This is a genomic window from Flaviaestuariibacter amylovorans, from assembly GCF_039541815.1.
Lineage (GTDB): Bacteria > Bacteroidota > Bacteroidia > Chitinophagales > Chitinophagaceae > Flavisolibacter > Flavisolibacter amylovorans.
In genome coordinates this window covers 189,814-203,927 of record NZ_BAABGY010000002.1, presented here as the reverse complement: position 1 = coordinate 203,927, position 14,114 = coordinate 189,814, and the positions used below count along the sequence as shown (strand labels likewise).

15 protein-coding genes and 1 pseudogene are annotated in these 14,114 nt (G+C 50.6%); 8 read left to right on the top strand and 8 right to left on the bottom strand.

The features are described 5' to 3' along the window. The first annotated feature begins 163 nt into the window (after window positions 1-163). From ABD937_RS03255 to ABD937_RS03230, 6 genes and pseudogenes are all read left to right on the top strand, one after another. The gene (locus ABD937_RS03255) at window positions 164-1,453 is read left to right on the top strand and encodes an RHS repeat-associated core domain-containing protein (protein WP_345253346.1); all 1,290 of its coding nucleotides are present in this window, start codon (window positions 164-166) and stop codon (window positions 1,451-1,453) included. Between the two features lie 2 nt (window positions 1,454-1,455). Then, a complete protein-coding gene (locus tag ABD937_RS03250) occupies window positions 1,456-2,127 on the top strand; it encodes a toxin-antitoxin system YwqK family antitoxin (protein ID WP_345253344.1) in 672 nt (223 codons plus the stop codon). 310 nt (window positions 2,128-2,437) lie between these two features. Next, a pseudogene (locus ABD937_RS03245) lies at window positions 2,438-3,499 on the top strand (RHS repeat-associated core domain-containing protein); the annotation flags it as partial. Between the two features lie 12 nt (window positions 3,500-3,511). Then, on the top strand, window positions 3,512-3,769 hold the full coding sequence (locus ABD937_RS03240) for a DUF7660 family protein (RefSeq protein WP_345253342.1): 258 nt from the start codon (window positions 3,512-3,514) through the stop codon (window positions 3,767-3,769). Window positions 3,770-3,939: 170 nt separating this feature from the next. After that, on the top strand, window positions 3,940-5,043 hold the full coding sequence (locus tag ABD937_RS03235) for a LysM peptidoglycan-binding domain-containing protein (RefSeq protein ID WP_345253340.1): 1,104 nt from the start codon (window positions 3,940-3,942) through the stop codon (window positions 5,041-5,043). Continuing rightward, window positions 5,024-5,425 carry a hypothetical protein gene (locus tag ABD937_RS03230; protein ID WP_345253338.1) on the top strand — a complete coding sequence of 134 codons (402 nt, stop codon included), beginning with the start codon at window positions 5,024-5,026 and terminating at the stop codon, window positions 5,423-5,425. Before ABD937_RS03235 ends, ABD937_RS03230 begins: the two co-directional genes overlap by 20 nt. 742 nt (window positions 5,426-6,167) lie before the next feature. Here ABD937_RS03230 and ABD937_RS03225 read toward each other — a convergent pair. The 3 genes from ABD937_RS03225 to ABD937_RS03215 all read right to left on the bottom strand — a co-directional run bounded on the left by ABD937_RS03225 (window position 6,168) and on the right by ABD937_RS03215 (window position 8,115). Continuing rightward, window positions 6,168-6,809, bottom strand: coding sequence for a hypothetical protein (locus tag ABD937_RS03225; RefSeq protein WP_345253336.1), 642 nt, complete (start codon window positions 6,807-6,809; stop codon window positions 6,168-6,170). Between the two features lies 1 nt (window position 6,810). Beyond that, a complete protein-coding gene (locus ABD937_RS03220; protein WP_345253334.1) occupies window positions 6,811-7,866 on the bottom strand; it encodes an RHS repeat-associated core domain-containing protein in 1,056 nt (351 codons plus the stop codon). Window positions 7,867-7,932: 66 nt separating this feature from the next. Continuing rightward, complete coding sequence (locus ABD937_RS03215; RefSeq protein WP_345253332.1) at window positions 7,933-8,115, bottom strand: hypothetical protein; 183 nt, start codon at window positions 8,113-8,115, stop codon at window positions 7,933-7,935. A 99-nt stretch (window positions 8,116-8,214) separates the two neighbouring features. Between ABD937_RS03215 and ABD937_RS03210 the strand changes: the two genes are divergently transcribed. Further along, window positions 8,215-8,661, top strand: coding sequence for a DinB family protein (locus ABD937_RS03210; protein WP_345253330.1), 447 nt, complete (start codon window positions 8,215-8,217; stop codon window positions 8,659-8,661). A 180-nt stretch (window positions 8,662-8,841) separates the two neighbouring features. On the opposite strand, the gene ABD937_RS03205 is transcribed toward ABD937_RS03210, so the two are convergent. Beyond that, entirely contained in the window at window positions 8,842-9,075 is a 234-nt protein-coding gene (locus tag ABD937_RS03205; RefSeq protein ID WP_345253328.1) for a hypothetical protein, read from the bottom strand. 28 nt (window positions 9,076-9,103) lie between these two features. Then, the gene (locus ABD937_RS03200; RefSeq protein WP_345253326.1) at window positions 9,104-9,595 is read right to left on the bottom strand and encodes an asparaginase domain-containing protein; all 492 of its coding nucleotides are present in this window, start codon (window positions 9,593-9,595) and stop codon (window positions 9,104-9,106) included. A 370-nt stretch (window positions 9,596-9,965) separates the two neighbouring features. On the opposite strand from ABD937_RS03200, the gene ABD937_RS03195 reads away from it, so the two are divergent. Next, window positions 9,966-10,325: a diacylglycerol kinase family protein gene (locus ABD937_RS03195; RefSeq protein WP_345253324.1), complete on the top strand. Its 360-nt coding sequence runs from the start codon at window positions 9,966-9,968 to the stop codon at window positions 10,323-10,325. A gap of 297 nt (window positions 10,326-10,622) precedes the next feature. On the opposite strand, the gene ABD937_RS03190 is transcribed toward ABD937_RS03195, so the two are convergent. The 3 genes from ABD937_RS03190 to ABD937_RS03180 all read right to left on the bottom strand — a co-directional run bounded on the left by ABD937_RS03190 (window position 10,623) and on the right by ABD937_RS03180 (window position 14,084). Next, complete coding sequence (locus ABD937_RS03190) at window positions 10,623-12,095, bottom strand: RtcB family protein (RefSeq protein WP_345253322.1); 1,473 nt, start codon at window positions 12,093-12,095, stop codon at window positions 10,623-10,625. A gap of 270 nt (window positions 12,096-12,365) precedes the next feature. Beyond that, a complete protein-coding gene (locus ABD937_RS03185) occupies window positions 12,366-12,851 on the bottom strand; it encodes a ribonuclease H-like YkuK family protein (RefSeq protein ID WP_345253320.1) in 486 nt (161 codons plus the stop codon). 162 nt (window positions 12,852-13,013) lie between these two features. Then, window positions 13,014-14,084 carry an AAA family ATPase gene (locus ABD937_RS03180; protein ID WP_345253318.1) on the bottom strand — a complete coding sequence of 357 codons (1,071 nt, stop codon included), beginning with the start codon at window positions 14,082-14,084 and terminating at the stop codon, window positions 13,014-13,016. Window positions 14,085-14,114: the final 30 nt, after the last annotated feature.

Genomic DNA, 14,114 nt, shown 5'->3' with positions numbered 1-14,114 from the left:
AACAAGCGTGTTTCCTAATCCCAGTAGCTGTTTTACGTTCTTGCGTGCATAGTTTGATTAATCATTTCGTGCAAGTATACCGATACTTATAACGTCGGACATATTAAGTTATTAAGGAAAGATTATGTACGGAACGAGTTCGATGAGAAGTTGACCAAAATACTTGGAATCACCCTGTTTAAGGGGCGAGCAGATGCTTTATGGCAGCTGCTGGCTGGGGACCATCCACCTGAATGTTCCGGTACCGGCCGCTCCGATGGTACCGGTTGGGACGGCCACGCTGCACGATGGGTTCGAGTATGTCCGGAAGACGTATGAGCTGTCCAATCACCTGGGCAATGTTCTGGCTACTGTTTCCGATCAGAAGAGAGGGGTAGATCCGGGCGCAGACGGCACTTCTGACTATTATATTGCGGATGTTGCTGCTGCCAATGATTACTATCCGTTCGGAATGCAAATGCCAGGACGGAAATTTGCCACTGAAGGCAGCTACCGTTATGGATTTAATGGAATGGAGCGAGAAATAGATTTTCAGTCGGAGAATTACGATTTCGGTGCAAGGATTTATGATAGTAGGATTGGGCGTTGGTTAAGCCTAGATAAGCTCCAGGCAAAAAGGCCTGGTGAGAACGCATACTTTTACTGCGGTGGGAATCCGATCGTTTTTCGTGATCCGGACGGAAATGATCGAATTATCACTACAGTACTAACAAGGCAGGCCACAGATGGTACAACCATAACTATCACGAGAAGAGTTGTTGTACGCGGCTTGGAAACTTACAGAAAAGTTCAGCAGTACGATACAGACGGTAAGCCCACAGGTAATTTTGAGTACTATGATACCTACGAAACCCATTTTACAACCATAAACTCAAAAGGCCAAAAGATTTTTGGCTCTTCACATTATTCTTCAGGCAACACTATACAATTTGTATCGGACAATGACTTAGATACGAAATGGGGAAGGTTCATGGAAGGATTATACGATAGAGAGCCAAGGAAAGAAGGCCATAGGAAGGGTGGAGGTGGTATTGGATTTACCTCTGCCAGCGGACAAGGCGGCGGTCCTACTGCTGACTTTCCAGACGCCTACTTAGAAAATATCGATATGTTGATGGGTGCCTTCGGACAGGCTGGAGACGTCGCCTCTTTTGATCTATTTGCCAAAACAATGACAGGCATTTTTACAAAGAAGGGATTAGACAAATCGGAGCTAACTCAATATGCTATAGCCAAAGTACAAGACATGTTTAAGCGTGATTCTGACGCTGCAAATGGCAAGAGGACTGACACGGCATTACAAGTTTTACCGACTGGTAGTGATTCTTGCACTGTCTGTGGAAAGATAGCTCCAAAAGGAACGATCAACAATTCGAATATTCCTTTGGAAAACTATCACGGAGGAAAAACGAAGACTCGCGCCGATCACGAACTAAGAAACCAACCAAAGTAACTATGCGAAACTCGCTCCCGGTATTTTTAATCGCATCAACTTTTGCAATATCGTGCAATGAAAAGTCACGTACTAAAAAGGAGTATTATCCGAATGGAAAGATAAGGAGAGAGACAAAGTATAAGAAAGGTGAAACAAGTACGAAAGAAGTGATATCCTTCTACCCTAATGGCCAGGTTGAAGAAAAACGCACTTACATAAATGACAGACTAAATGGAGTTTTCGTGTCGTTTGACGCGAATGGCGACTCTTTATCAAGAGGGTACTTTAGAGATGATAAGCCGATAGGACCGATTTACTATTACACAGATGGGCGATTAATGCTTTATAATGAACGGGATTTCAGCGGCGATGTTTATTACGTGAGGAAGTTTGATACTGAAAGTTTGAAATTGATAAAAGAAGATGGGGTCTGCATTAGTCCGAATATCGCCATTGTTGAAAAAGGGAAGGATAAAGAGTTCGAGTTTTGCTTCGCACAACCAGAGGGGTATAGGAACGAAATACATGCGGAAATCGATGGGGATTCCGTCCAAATTATTCGAATGGAAGGAAATGTTGGAAGAATTTTAGTTAGTGATTGGATCGGCAAAAGCAAGACTTTGAAAATAGTATCAACTTTAAGTAATGGTTTGCAAATTGTTTGTCAGGATAGCTTGGTGCGAATAATATAGTGCTGCTATCGTTCGTCTTGCTTAAAGGTAGCAGGAAGTTTGACTAAGCTGCATCAGCTCTATAGTAGAGTATAATTTGCCCGCATTTAAGAACTCGTCGCTTTAGTACAAAGGTGCATTAGACTGTCGCGTAATTATGTCATTTCTTAATACTGTAGTATTAGCAAGATCATACCGACTTTAAATTGCAGACTCTGCGTGTAGATGGATTAATGGATCGTCTTTATGATGTAAGAAGCATTTGCACTTGACCACTTGGTCAAACGTTTTTGGCTGTTGGCTATAGCTAGCCTCGAATTACTATCCGTTCGGAATGCAAACGCCAGGACGGAAGTTCGCGGTTGAAAGCAGCTATAGGTATGGTTTTAATGGAAAGGAAGACGATCCAGAGTCCGGTCTACAGGACTATGGAATGAGGATGTACAATCCCACTGTAGCAAGGTTTCTAAGTGTAGATCCGATTAGTATTGAGTATCCCGAGCTTACACCTTTTCAGTTTGCTAGCAACGGTCCAATTTCGAACATTGACCTAGATGGCCTTGAAGCATGGGCCGTTAATCCAAGTACCGGTCAAGTGCTCTCCGGTCCATTGAATATTGCCGGACTTGAGCAAGATGGGTTTGTTACTGGAATGTACTCAACGCCAATCAAAGCCCCACAAACACAAAAGAGACCTGTCCTTCAACACGTTGCTGATGCAACTAATTGTCAAGGGTGTCCGAGCCGAAACATTGCAATGAACACTGCGCCTGCGACAGCACGAAGGCAGGCAACTGTTTCACAAGCGAATGGGCCATCAAGCATTGGAGTCAAGAAAGCAGAAAGCGAAAAGATTGATCCTTATGTAAGAATAATAAAACAGGATCTTCAGCAGCGCGAAAGTGTCAGACCAGGCGATGAATTTCCGATGATAGGAAGTTTAGTGCAAGGGTTCAGAAGGCTTGGTAATGATGATGCGGACGGAGCAACAAGTTCGTTTGGAAGGTTTGGCGTAGAAACGGCGGCCAGCGCTTTGCCTTTTGTTAGATTTTCAAGAGGTTCACTCAACCCAAATGAAATTCATTTCATGCAAAGTAGTATTAAAAATACGACCGGGGAATTTACAGTCTTAGGAAACGCAGAAGCTTTGAGCGCAGGCACATTGAACCCAAATGTGTTGAGAATAAATGTATGGAAAGACGCAACAGGTAAAATTTGGACATTAGATCATAGAAGGTTGGCTGCATTTCGGTTGTCAGGGTTAAATAAGGTTCCAGTAAATTGGGCCTCCAAATCACAGGTGCAAAGCCAGATGTGGAAAATGACAACGAAGAATGGGGGAACATCAATTAAGTTAAAGTTCAGTGATGGCACAAATCAAGTCGTTTACTAAAAAAAAATGACCATGAATGAATTAGTATATGAAGTAAACAAAATTGGAAACAAGAACGATTTTCTAAAATTTGTGGAATTATTGATCACTGATTTGAGAAAAAACCCAAGTGAGTGGGAGAACAAAACGCTCGAATCATACTTGGAGGCTATCATTAATTGGACAGAGGATATGGAAGGCTATTATCAAAACAATGATATACCTCTTCCAGAAAACATTAGTTGGAAAGTGTTTGCCAACATCTTGATAGCCGCAAAAGTGTACGAATAGTGTAGCCTTTTACAGCGTTCCACTTTTTGGAATTTGCACCAGAGCAAGTGATTAGCCTATCCAAGAGAGCTGCTTCACTGTCCCGTGGCATTGTGTATGTTAAGTAACCCTATGATAGGTAAACCATCTTGGTCTGGCCACTATCTCTGGTCTGAGGAAGGGGGTTAGACGTGGTCGCAGATGGCAATTCTGACTATTACATAGCGGATGTTGCTGCTGCCAATGATTACTATCCGTTCGGAATGCAAATCCCCGGACGGAAGTTCGAGGGCGAAAACGGCTATAGATATGGAGTTAATGGGCAAGAAAAGGATAAAGAAATTGGCACTGAGATCTTCGGTGCGATGTATTGGGAGTACGACAGTAGAATAGGACGTCGTTGGAACGTTGATCCGGTAATTAACCAATCAGAAAGTCCATTTGCTACTTTTTCTAATAACCCAATTTATTTCGTTGATCCGACTGGATCTACACCTACCCCTCCGGAGTACCATAGGGTGAATAAAGGTGAAACATTAAACGGAATAGCTAAGAAATATAATATGCGGACAAGTGACCTCTTGGCTCTTAATTCACATATTAAGGATCCCAACAAGATTATCGCGGGCAGCCTGTTAACAATTGGTTCGAGCCGAAATGGCAAAGATCTTTATATGGAATACGGTGAACCAGAGAGCGACTTCCAATCCAATCCATTAACAGCATACAATAATTCCAATAATGGAAAATTTGTTCAGAGTTCCAAAGCTAGTTTGGGCCGCTTGGCTGGAGAATTTTTTATCAACTCCGGCAGCGATGAATATTCTCAAAATACTCTTGTTATAGGCGGAAAATTCCTAGATGAGATTAAGAGCCTTCCGAGCGTACGTGACTTAGTAAATAAAGCTATGAATGCGCTCAATGCTGACGGCAAGCTCCAGGCAGGTGAATTTTACAAAGGATCATATTCGATAGGGACACTCATAGATGCAAATGGACGCAGAATTCTTTGGCAGTCAACAAAAGACTTGTTTTCAGGCAAATTACAGAACAATAAATTTTTCTCTGCTGAAAATTGGTTGGGGTCATATGGGTTCAGTTTAAGAGTGACTGGATATGGCAAGGCAGTGATTTGCATTTATGATTCTAAAACTGTGGAATCCGCTTCTGACAGAAGGCCTATTTTACGTAAGATTACACCTGATGTAGAGCCAACGTATCAAAGATACCTTTGGGAGATAAACGTTCAGGAAATTCGCAAACCAAACTCAACTTATGAGACGTATGGCTTTTAAAGTGATCCTTTTTCTTAATTTGATTTTGCTAACTGGTTGCTTCGATATTTTCCGGGGTGATTCGGACCACATTGTGGGCAATATTTCGGTAATTAATCCTCGCAACCAAGAAGACAAGGGTTATAAGTTGATAATATTTAAGGAGGAATTCAATTCTACTGTAATTGAAGACTACATTGATGAATTGGTAGGAAATGACTCCTTGCTTCTAATAAAAGCCCTGAATAAGGAGGATTGTATGCCGCGGTTCTATAGGATAAATCATAACGGTGGAATGAAAATATACCAGGTTATAATGTCGGATGAAGGAGAGTACATTCAAAAATCCAAACAAATAAAACCTAAATATTCCTTTTATAGTGATGTAGAGGTTTGTGAATAATTCCTGATAAGGAATTCAGAATCTTTAATCATGTGAGAACTTTTTAAACCGTATTCGTATTGTCTTAAGAAAACTACCCTGTTGCAATCGGATCGTAGTTTTATTCTTGAGAAACTAGTCAAAAAATACCACCTGCGCACTGATTCCCCCCTTTTTTGGGGACAGAAATAGTAGCCAGGACATTGCCTAGGTGATTGGAATGCTCATAAATCTTACGGACATACGCGAACCCGTCGTGGAGCGTAGCCGTCCCAACCGGCACCCTCGGAGCGGCCGGTACCGGAACATTCAGGTGGATGGTCCCCAAGCGGCTGCTGCCGTAAAGCATCTGCTCGCCCCATTGAACGGGCCCATTCCCAGTCTTGGTGTAGATGCCAAGGGTATTGCCCTGAGCATCCCGCACATAGAACATATACGTACTCACACCGTTAACCGTCACCCTCTTGCCGATCCGGTTGCCGGCGGCATCGTAATTGTAGGCGATCTCCGTGTTTAAGGAAGGTGCTTTTACAATGCTGTCTGCTTTCTTTTATATGTGGCCGGAATCAGCAATGGGATCCCGTTCGTTAATGCAATTGTGTTCAATAAGTTTGGACACTAAATCCAATAACGCAAGAATGTTTCGAGCAGTAACGTACGGCTTACTTCACGCAGCTGGTAATGGCCATTGAATTTTGAACACCGAACAATTCAATTTTTTGTTTCATGCTGAACCAAACCGTTTTAAATTTTTTCAACTTAATCAGGAGATAATTTTACCGCGAAACTTCCTTTCTACTTCACTGTAAAACTCAATATTCATGGCTTCGTTATAGGCAATCTTGTTCCAAACGTTTTTGGGGCTATCAAGCTCTTCTGTGTTGTAAAAGCTTCTGATATCATACCCTAGCTTTTTAAGCCAAATCATTGTAAGACGGATTGTGATATCCAGATCAGACGAGTGCATCCATGGACCCAAGTGCCTGATGGAAGCGTAGGGTAAACTATCGACTTGATTCATTAGGCTAAAATTCAAAATAACCGACCAATTGAGTTTTGACCAATCTTTTTCGTCAATTAAATCTAACATTGGCCCCGATAACTGCTTAAAGGAAGGCACTTCATTAGCCTCTTCCGATGTTAGACTTTGCGTGCCAAGGTAATGCCACTTATTCTTTCCTCGTACACTTGGTCTGCCCATCATGAGCAACCGATAGCAAAGTTCATCAGCCTCCTCTATTTTACCACTCGATTTCTTCGCGAACGCCTCCGATCGCATGTCAAGAATCTTGAGGGTCAAATTTGACGAGCCTCCTGCACCTTGAATAAAGACGCATTTGACAAAAGCATACCCCAAGTTTTTTTCTAGAGGAATTGCAAAAATAGAACCTTGTTCAATATCCATATTACGGTGTCTTTGAAGGGTGGTTAGGCCCTTTGGGTAACTCGCGTTCTTTAAACTTTGCCTGCCATCCTGGTTGTTGAAGGTTCAACAAGACGATACCAAGCGGTAGTCGATAGTCAACCTTTACAGGATTACTATTTGAATTTATCAAATTATCAATACTGGTGCTAAGATATGGTCTATTCCCCCCTGGACTATTCAAGCTAATCAATGCCTGCTCAGCTCCTTTCGCTTGGTGGTATGTACCAATTGCCAGCAATTGTACATTTCTCGCTTCAATTCTGTCTTTATGATAGCGCCCATTAACAATTCGGTCTTTTGTAATTCCGAAATAAGGCAGAACGCCAACAACTAACCCTCGTTCGTCCTTAATCGCTCGCAATGTTCGGTATACATAGTACAATTCGTTTCCATCATCATCTTTTCCTGGCACCTCGTATGGATCAAGCTCACGCTGATGCTGGGGCTGAGGGCTTGGGGCTGGCTCTGGCGAAGTTTTACCTCCTGTTTTTAACTGCTCATGAAACGCTCTAAGTTCAGGCGCATATTGGCCTGTCCCTAACTCCCCGTCACTCAGAACGAAGCCTATTGTCAAACCGACACTCTTTTTGCTTATAGCTTTGAGTCCCCTTACGAACCAGTGCTGACCAGCCTGCTGAGCAACTTTTGATCCCCCACTTACAGCGGACCTCTTGGCAAACTCGGATGTGCCTTGTTGGAAAGTCTTCCCAACCGTTACCCGCTGAAATGTCCTCGTTGCTCCCCCAACTACTGCTTGAGCTTTTTCGTCAGGTCTTTCCAATCCATCTAAATCGATGTAATTGATTGGATCGCCTTCAGCGTATGAGTATGGGCTGTTCCAAGGAAACGCGTGTGCGATCGGATCAACACTTAAAAACCTACCTAGACCCGGATTGTAAATCCGCATTCCATAGTCCTGCAGGCCGGTCTCAACATCATCTTCCTTTCCATTGAACCCGTACCGGTAGCCGCTTTCGACAGCGAACTTCCGTCCAGGCATTTGCATTCCGAACGGATAGTAATGCTTGCTGCCCACCTGGTTCGAATCCAGTCCTGTGCCCCTAATCCACAAACGCCCGAACGATCAAGTATTGTGTTACGTTCAGCCCGCCTGGTCCCTTTCCACCTGTGCCGACCCTTTCTCGCTGCTAGTGGCGATGCTTGCCGAATGCGTTTCGGAATGGGATCGCCCTTTAGTCTCGCGACTCTGCTCTGCCAATAAAATATCGATCAGGATCTCCGCGAATGCCTCCAGTAGTTCTTCAATGTTTGTTTGCTTTTGCATCGCCGCAAACTGCGCGCTTTCCCCGCGGTGGCAAACCGCTTTTGCTCTTTGCCGGAAACTTACTTTGCGGTAACTTGACGCACCTAGACCAAGACCCCGATGCAGGACCTGTTTGACCCCGCGGACGCCCGGCGTCTGCTCGACCGGCTGACGCGCCTCGATGCGCGGCAGCGGCCGCTGTGGGGCCGCATGAGTGCGGCGCAGATGCTCCTGCACTGCCAGGACCCGTTCGACGTGTATTTCGGGGAGCGCAAGTCGCGCCAGAGCTTTGCCGGACTGCTGTTCGGTCGCCTTGCGAAAAAGCGGTTCTTCTCGCCGGAGCCCTGGCCGCCCAACCTGCCCGGCGCCGAAGGTCCCCGCCTTCCCGGTGAGCCTTCCTTCGAAAACGAGCGCGCCCGGCTCGCCACGCAGATCTACCGCTTCTCCGAGAGCAGCCTCCTGCTCCACCCGCCCCAGCATCCGTTCTTCGGCAGGCTCACCGCGCAGGAATGGAGCCGCTTTACCTACCGGCATGTCGATTATCACTTGCGGCAATTCGGAGCGTGAACCGGGGATCGGGGATCGGGGATCGGGAATCGGCAATCGGGAATCGGCAATGCGCGGCGAAAGAGAAAGTCCCGCTATAGCAGGACGTTCTCTTGTAATCAGGCGTAAGCATTCCCGATTGCCGATTGCCGCCTGGCGCCAGCATTCCCGATTGCCGATTCCCGATTGCCGTCTTGCGACCTACTTCCGCGCGGCGTTGCGCTCCATGGCTTTGCCGGCGAAATAGCCGGCGGCGGCGGCAACGAGCACGGCAATGACGAGGGTGGTGGTGCCGGCGCCGAGGAACCAGGCAATGATGGCGGCGAACAGGGCCACCAGGAGGGCCAGGATCGTGGAGGCGTGGGTACGCTGGCTGGCGGGAATATCGGCGGGCGTTTCGTAATGCGCCCCGGGGCGCTTGCGGCTTTCAGGCATGGCAGGATGTTTCCCCAACCCTATGCAATCAAGAGGCCAGCTCTTCAAATTCGCCCGTGAGCTTGTTCTTGCGCACGTTGCCGGCATTGAAGTAGCGGCCGTTCATAGCCACGTATACGCCCGGCGGCAGGGTTTGCACGAAAGCGATGGCAGAGCCCAGGTTAAAGAGCCCGTCGGAGGACCCGAATTTATACGGGATCATGGCGCCGGTGATGACAATCGTTTTTCCCTGCACGGATTGCGCGAGTACCCTGGCCGTCTCGGCCATCGTGTCGGTGCCGTGGGTGATGATGATCATCGTATCGTCGACCTCCTGGCAATGCCGGGCGATGAGCTCACGGTCGATGTCGGTCATCTCCAGCGAATCGATCATCATCAGCGTGCGGATGTCGACCGCGACGCGCGCGCGGCCGAGCTGCAGCATTTCGGGCAGGTGCGAGTCTTTGAAAAAGAGCTGCCCCGTGAGCTCGTTGTATTCCTTGTCGAAGGTGCCGCCGGTAACGAAGATGCGAATAGCCATAGCAATTGTGTGGGATCAAAAGTAGGGAAAGCGCGCGGGGGTTTCACCAGACGGCAATGGAACACGGGCTTCCCGGCGCAAGCGCCTCGCTTTTCTCAAAGCGGCACGCGGGTTTCACGCGGAGACGCGGAGACGCGGAGCACGCATAACTTCGGTACCGCCTGCGGCAGAACTTGTTTCGCACGGCGGCACGGAGGCACGGCGGCACGGAGGCTGACGTCATTGCGATTCGCCAGCTGGTGGAGCAGCAATGACCTTTATCTCGGCCGCAATGAATGAATCGGCGCCCCCTCCACCCTCCTGAACCTTTTCGCTCATTCCCCCATTCCCCCATTCCCCCATTATCCCATTCCCCCATTATTTTCGCCCTATGCGCACCTTTCTCAAAAGTTTCGTTTTCGCGGCGCGGGGCATCCGCGCATTCTTCCGCACGGAGCGCAACGGGCAGATCCAGGGCGCCGTTGCCCTGGTGGCGATCGCGGCGGGGCTCTACTTCGGGATCAGCCGGGCCGAGTGGATCGTGCTGCTGGCCTGCATTGCGGCCGTCATCTCGCTCGAAATGCTCAACTCGGCGCTCGAAACGCTGTGCAACCTCTACAGCACCGACTACCACCCGCTCATCGGCCGCATCAAGGACGGCGCCGCCGGGGCGGTGCTCTGGACCTCCGCCGGGGCCGCCATAATCGGCATCCTGCTGTTCTGGCCCCACGTACGCGCACTTTTTCACTGAACCTTTTTTGAAGCCGCTTGTTTTCACAACGGCCCGCAGCGATGGCGGGCCGGGGAATAAATTTTCCAGCGTCGGTTTCCAACATCCGCGCTGCAGTTGGTTAAGAACAAAGCCCTGTCTCTACGGGGCTTTTCTGTGCCCGGGAGCGGTAGAACACGGATGGTACCGGTGGGGCGGATGGGGACCGATGGTTGGCACAAGACCGCATTAACGCGCCGGAACCAGCTATAAGCAGTAACAAAAAGTGGGACCCGAAGGCCCCACCCATTTTGACTTTTTACTTTTGAATTTTGATTTCTACTCCCCCATCACTTCACCGGCATCGTCTTCCTCCACTTTCCGGGCCTTCTTCTGCCAGGGTTTGTGGGCGGCGCCGTCCATGCGCACCACGCGCGGGTAAAAACGGCCGAGCGTGTCTACAAGCTCCGTCTGCGCCTTCATCACCTCGCGGATATCCTTATAGGCCCCGGGCGCCTCGTCGAGCCCGCCACCGATCAGGGTCACACCGTGCTCCTGCAGGGCGTCCTGCAGCGCATGCTGGGTGATGTTGTTGATAGCGGCCGTCCGGCTCATCCGACGCCCTGCCCCGTGCGACGCCGAGTTCACCGAAGCCGACGCACCCTTTCCTTTCACGATAAAGCCGGGAGCAGTCATCGATCCGGGGATGATGCCGAGCACCCCTTCGCCGGCCGGCGTGGCGCCCTTCCGGTGCACGATGACGTCGCGGCCCTCCCACTTTTCCTTCCACGCGAAGTTGTGGTGGTTCTCCACCCGGCGCAGCGGCTTCCGGCCCAGGGCTTTGGCCACCTTCTCGTGGATCACGTGGTGACAGGCCGAGGCGTAGTCACCTGCCAGGTTCATCGCGAGCCAATACTCCTGACCCTCCTGCTCGTTGAGCGAAAGCCAGGCGAGGTTAGCGGCTTCCTGCGGCAGACGTCGCAGCTCTTTGGCCACCTTCGTGAAGTGATTGGCGATGTTGGCGCCGAGGGCCCGCGAACCGGAATGCGACAGCACGCCCAGGTAAGCGCCGGCCGGCACCCCGAGCACCGGGTCGAGCTCATCGATCTCCACGAGGCCGAATTCCACGAAATGGTTGCCCGAGCCCGAGGTACCGAGCTGCTTCCAGGCCCGGCCGTGCAGCCCTTTCAGCAGCGCGATCTCGCGGAACTCCCGCCGCTCCATCACTTCGTGGTCCTCGGCCCGCTGGAATACGGCACCGGAGCCGAAGAGCGTCACCTCGCCGAGCGTTTTGGTGAAAAACGAGGTCTTCTGGTTCAGCTCCTTCGGGTCGATGTCGAACACCGACAGGCACATCCGGCAGCCAATGTCCACCCCCACCCCGTACGGGATAACTGCGTTGTCGGTAGCGAGTACCCCCCCGATGGGCAGGCCATAGCCCGCATGGGCGTCGGGCATCAGCGCGCCGGCAACAGCCACCGGCAGCTTCGCCGCGGTGTACATCTGGCTCAGCGCGCCCTGCTCGATGAAGGCCGACCCGAAGATCGGGAACGAGATCCCCTCGCCGTTCAGCGAGATCTCCGTATCCCCGGGCTGCGGCTTCGGCACCAGTCCTTCGGCGATCTTGCCGAGCACCGGGTGCTCCAGGTAATCCTCCGGCCGTGCTTTTACGTTCGACAGGATCTTCAGCACATCTTCCAGCCGGCTGTGCTTATGGTGTTTCTCCATCAGCCCCATTGCCAGCGAGATGACCGGCGACTCGGGATAACCAATCCCCCGCAGGTCCTTTCCTGTTATTTTCAGTTTTGCCATTTGCGTCTATTTGTCTATTTGTTTATTGGTCTATTGGTAAGGGTCGTTTACAGATCAGTCAGTCTTTACAGATATGTGCTATCCGGTTCAATATTCGTGCACTTATTGCTTCATGCGCCGACCTGGAAATGAACTACCTTAACAAGTTCCGTTGAAATCTGAAATCTGAAATCTGAAATCTGAAATCTGAAATCTGAAATCTGAAATCTGAAATCTGAAATCTGAAATCTGAAATCCAGATCCGAGATCCTCGATCTGGGATCTCACATCTTACTGCACGATCTTATTCGCGCAGCTCGAAGAGGCGAAGGCGTGCGGTTTGGCCCGGAAGGCGAAGCCCATGCCCATGATATAGCCCATGGCTTCCTTCAGCGCCTCGTTGCTCCGGAATTTGGGGTCGGGGTTGATGTCGGCGTGCACCTCCACGGGGAGGCCGTACCGCGCAAACACATCCGCAAGGGCGTAGGCCACCTCGATGCTCCGCGCCACCTCTTCCAGCATCCGCTCCTTCACGGTCATGGGCCGCCGCAACGTTTCGGAGCTGATGAAGAGAAATCCGCCCTTTCCTTTCCGCAGAAATACGATCACCGTGGCGAAGGCCGTGTCGCCGCCTTTCACCTGGCTGTCGGTGCCGATGCTTACCTGCAACTGGTGGCCGCAGGCAAGCTCCTTCAGGATCGTCATTCTTACTTCTTCTTCGATGGGCCGCCGGATGGGCCTGCCATCCAGCCGCCGCCATTTGTGTACCCGGTTCATGTCATTTTGTTTTGCTTGGTTGTGTGTTTGTTTTGATTCAGGATCCAGAGAGAAGGAACACGGATAGAACGGATGCTACAAGATGGGCACGGATATAGCTCATCGGCGTAAATCATTTGGACCATCACCCCGAAGCTTCGGGGCCGCGTTCTTTCTCGCTGCTCAGTTGTCCAGCACTGCCGATCGGAAGCCGATGACCTCGACGCGTTGCTCCGGCAGCTGGGGCTCGCTTTGCCCGGCGATCTCGGCTACGGTCATGGGCCGCGTGATGCGACTCCTGAACCCGAGGTGATCGCTGAGCCGTTGCGCCCGTTCGGCGCCCAGCTTGCCGAACTCGTAGCGGGCAATGAGGCGCCCTTTGCGCAGCAGTGCCGCGTCGATAAGCGCCACCGGGCTGTTGAAGGTGCACACGAGCTGCACGTTCAGGAAGTCGGCGAGCAGGCCATCGGAAATGTTGAGCAGGTTCGACACCCCGGACTGGCTGTTCGCCCGCCGGTCCATGAGCACGTTCTCCGCATCCTCGATCACGAGCACCGTGTTAGGATTGTCTACCAGCAGGTCGATGAAGCTGGGATCGGTAAGGTTCCCCGCCACGTTGGGCGACAGAAACAGGACCCGCTTGTTGATCTTGCCTACGAGGTAGCGCAGGTAGCTCGTCTTTCCCGTTCCCGGCAGGCCGTGGAGCAACACGATGCCCTTGTCGTCTTTCCTTCCGAGGCGCTTCCGGATCACGGCGTCTACCGGCGCGAAATCCGCCTCGTAAAAAAGGTCCACATCGAGCTTTGCGGGCCTGATCTCCATGGCCTTCAGCTGCAATCCCGAGGCGCCGCGCACGATGAGGTTGATCTCCCGGGGCTGCCGCTTGCTGCGCTCGCGGAAGCTGCTCAGCAAGGCGGCCGCCTCGTTGACGAAGGCCTCCTGCGTGCCATCGTGGAGCAGTTCCGAATAGGTATCGAGCAACACGATACAGCCGTTCTTCAGGATAAAGAAGGTCTCGTCGAACTCGAACCGCTTCCGCCCCTTATCATAGTTGCGATACTGGTATTCGTCTTCGATAAGGTGTCCGAAGCGCTCCCGGAACGGGCCGTAGGCCTTCTCCGCGTTGATGCGCTCGACCACGTACAGGTTCGGAAGGCGTCCGAAGCGGTGCAGGTACAGCGTCTTGCTGTCGAGAAACCGGCCATCGAGTACGCTGCCGGCGTTGAAGTGCCGCTGGCTTATCAGTTGGTCCATTTGATGGTTCTTTTAATCGTGATGATTCGT

What these genes read in the sequence shown, in the direction of transcription:
- ABD937_RS03250 (WP_345253344.1), top strand. Translation starts at nt 1,456, where the DNA reads ATGCGAAACTCGCTCCCGGTATTTTTAATCGCATCAACTTTTGCAATA.
- ABD937_RS03240 (WP_345253342.1), top strand. Translation starts at nt 3,512, where the DNA reads ATGAATGAATTAGTATATGAAGTAAACAAAATTGGAAACAAGAACGAT.
- ABD937_RS03230 (WP_345253338.1), top strand. Translation starts at nt 5,024, where the DNA reads ATGAGACGTATGGCTTTTAAAGTGATCCTTTTTCTTAATTTGATTTTG.
- ABD937_RS03225 (WP_345253336.1), bottom strand. Translation starts at nt 6,809, where the DNA reads ATGGATATTGAACAAGGTTCTATTTTTGCAATTCCTCTAGAAAAAAAC.
- ABD937_RS03215 (WP_345253332.1), bottom strand. Translation starts at nt 8,115, where the DNA reads ATGCAAAAGCAAACAAACATTGAAGAACTACTGGAGGCATTCGCGGAG.
- ABD937_RS03210 (WP_345253330.1), top strand. Translation starts at nt 8,215, where the DNA reads ATGCAGGACCTGTTTGACCCCGCGGACGCCCGGCGTCTGCTCGACCGG.
- ABD937_RS03205 (WP_345253328.1), bottom strand. Translation starts at nt 9,075, where the DNA reads ATGCCTGAAAGCCGCAAGCGCCCCGGGGCGCATTACGAAACGCCCGCC.
- ABD937_RS03200 (WP_345253326.1), bottom strand. Translation starts at nt 9,595, where the DNA reads ATGGCTATTCGCATCTTCGTTACCGGCGGCACCTTCGACAAGGAATAC.
- ABD937_RS03195 (WP_345253324.1), top strand. Translation starts at nt 9,966, where the DNA reads ATGCGCACCTTTCTCAAAAGTTTCGTTTTCGCGGCGCGGGGCATCCGC.
- ABD937_RS03190 (WP_345253322.1), bottom strand. Translation starts at nt 12,095, where the DNA reads ATGGCAAAACTGAAAATAACAGGAAAGGACCTGCGGGGGATTGGTTAT.
- ABD937_RS03185 (WP_345253320.1), bottom strand. Translation starts at nt 12,851, where the DNA reads ATGAACCGGGTACACAAATGGCGGCGGCTGGATGGCAGGCCCATCCGG.
- ABD937_RS03180 (WP_345253318.1), bottom strand. Translation starts at nt 14,084, where the DNA reads ATGGACCAACTGATAAGCCAGCGGCACTTCAACGCCGGCAGCGTACTC.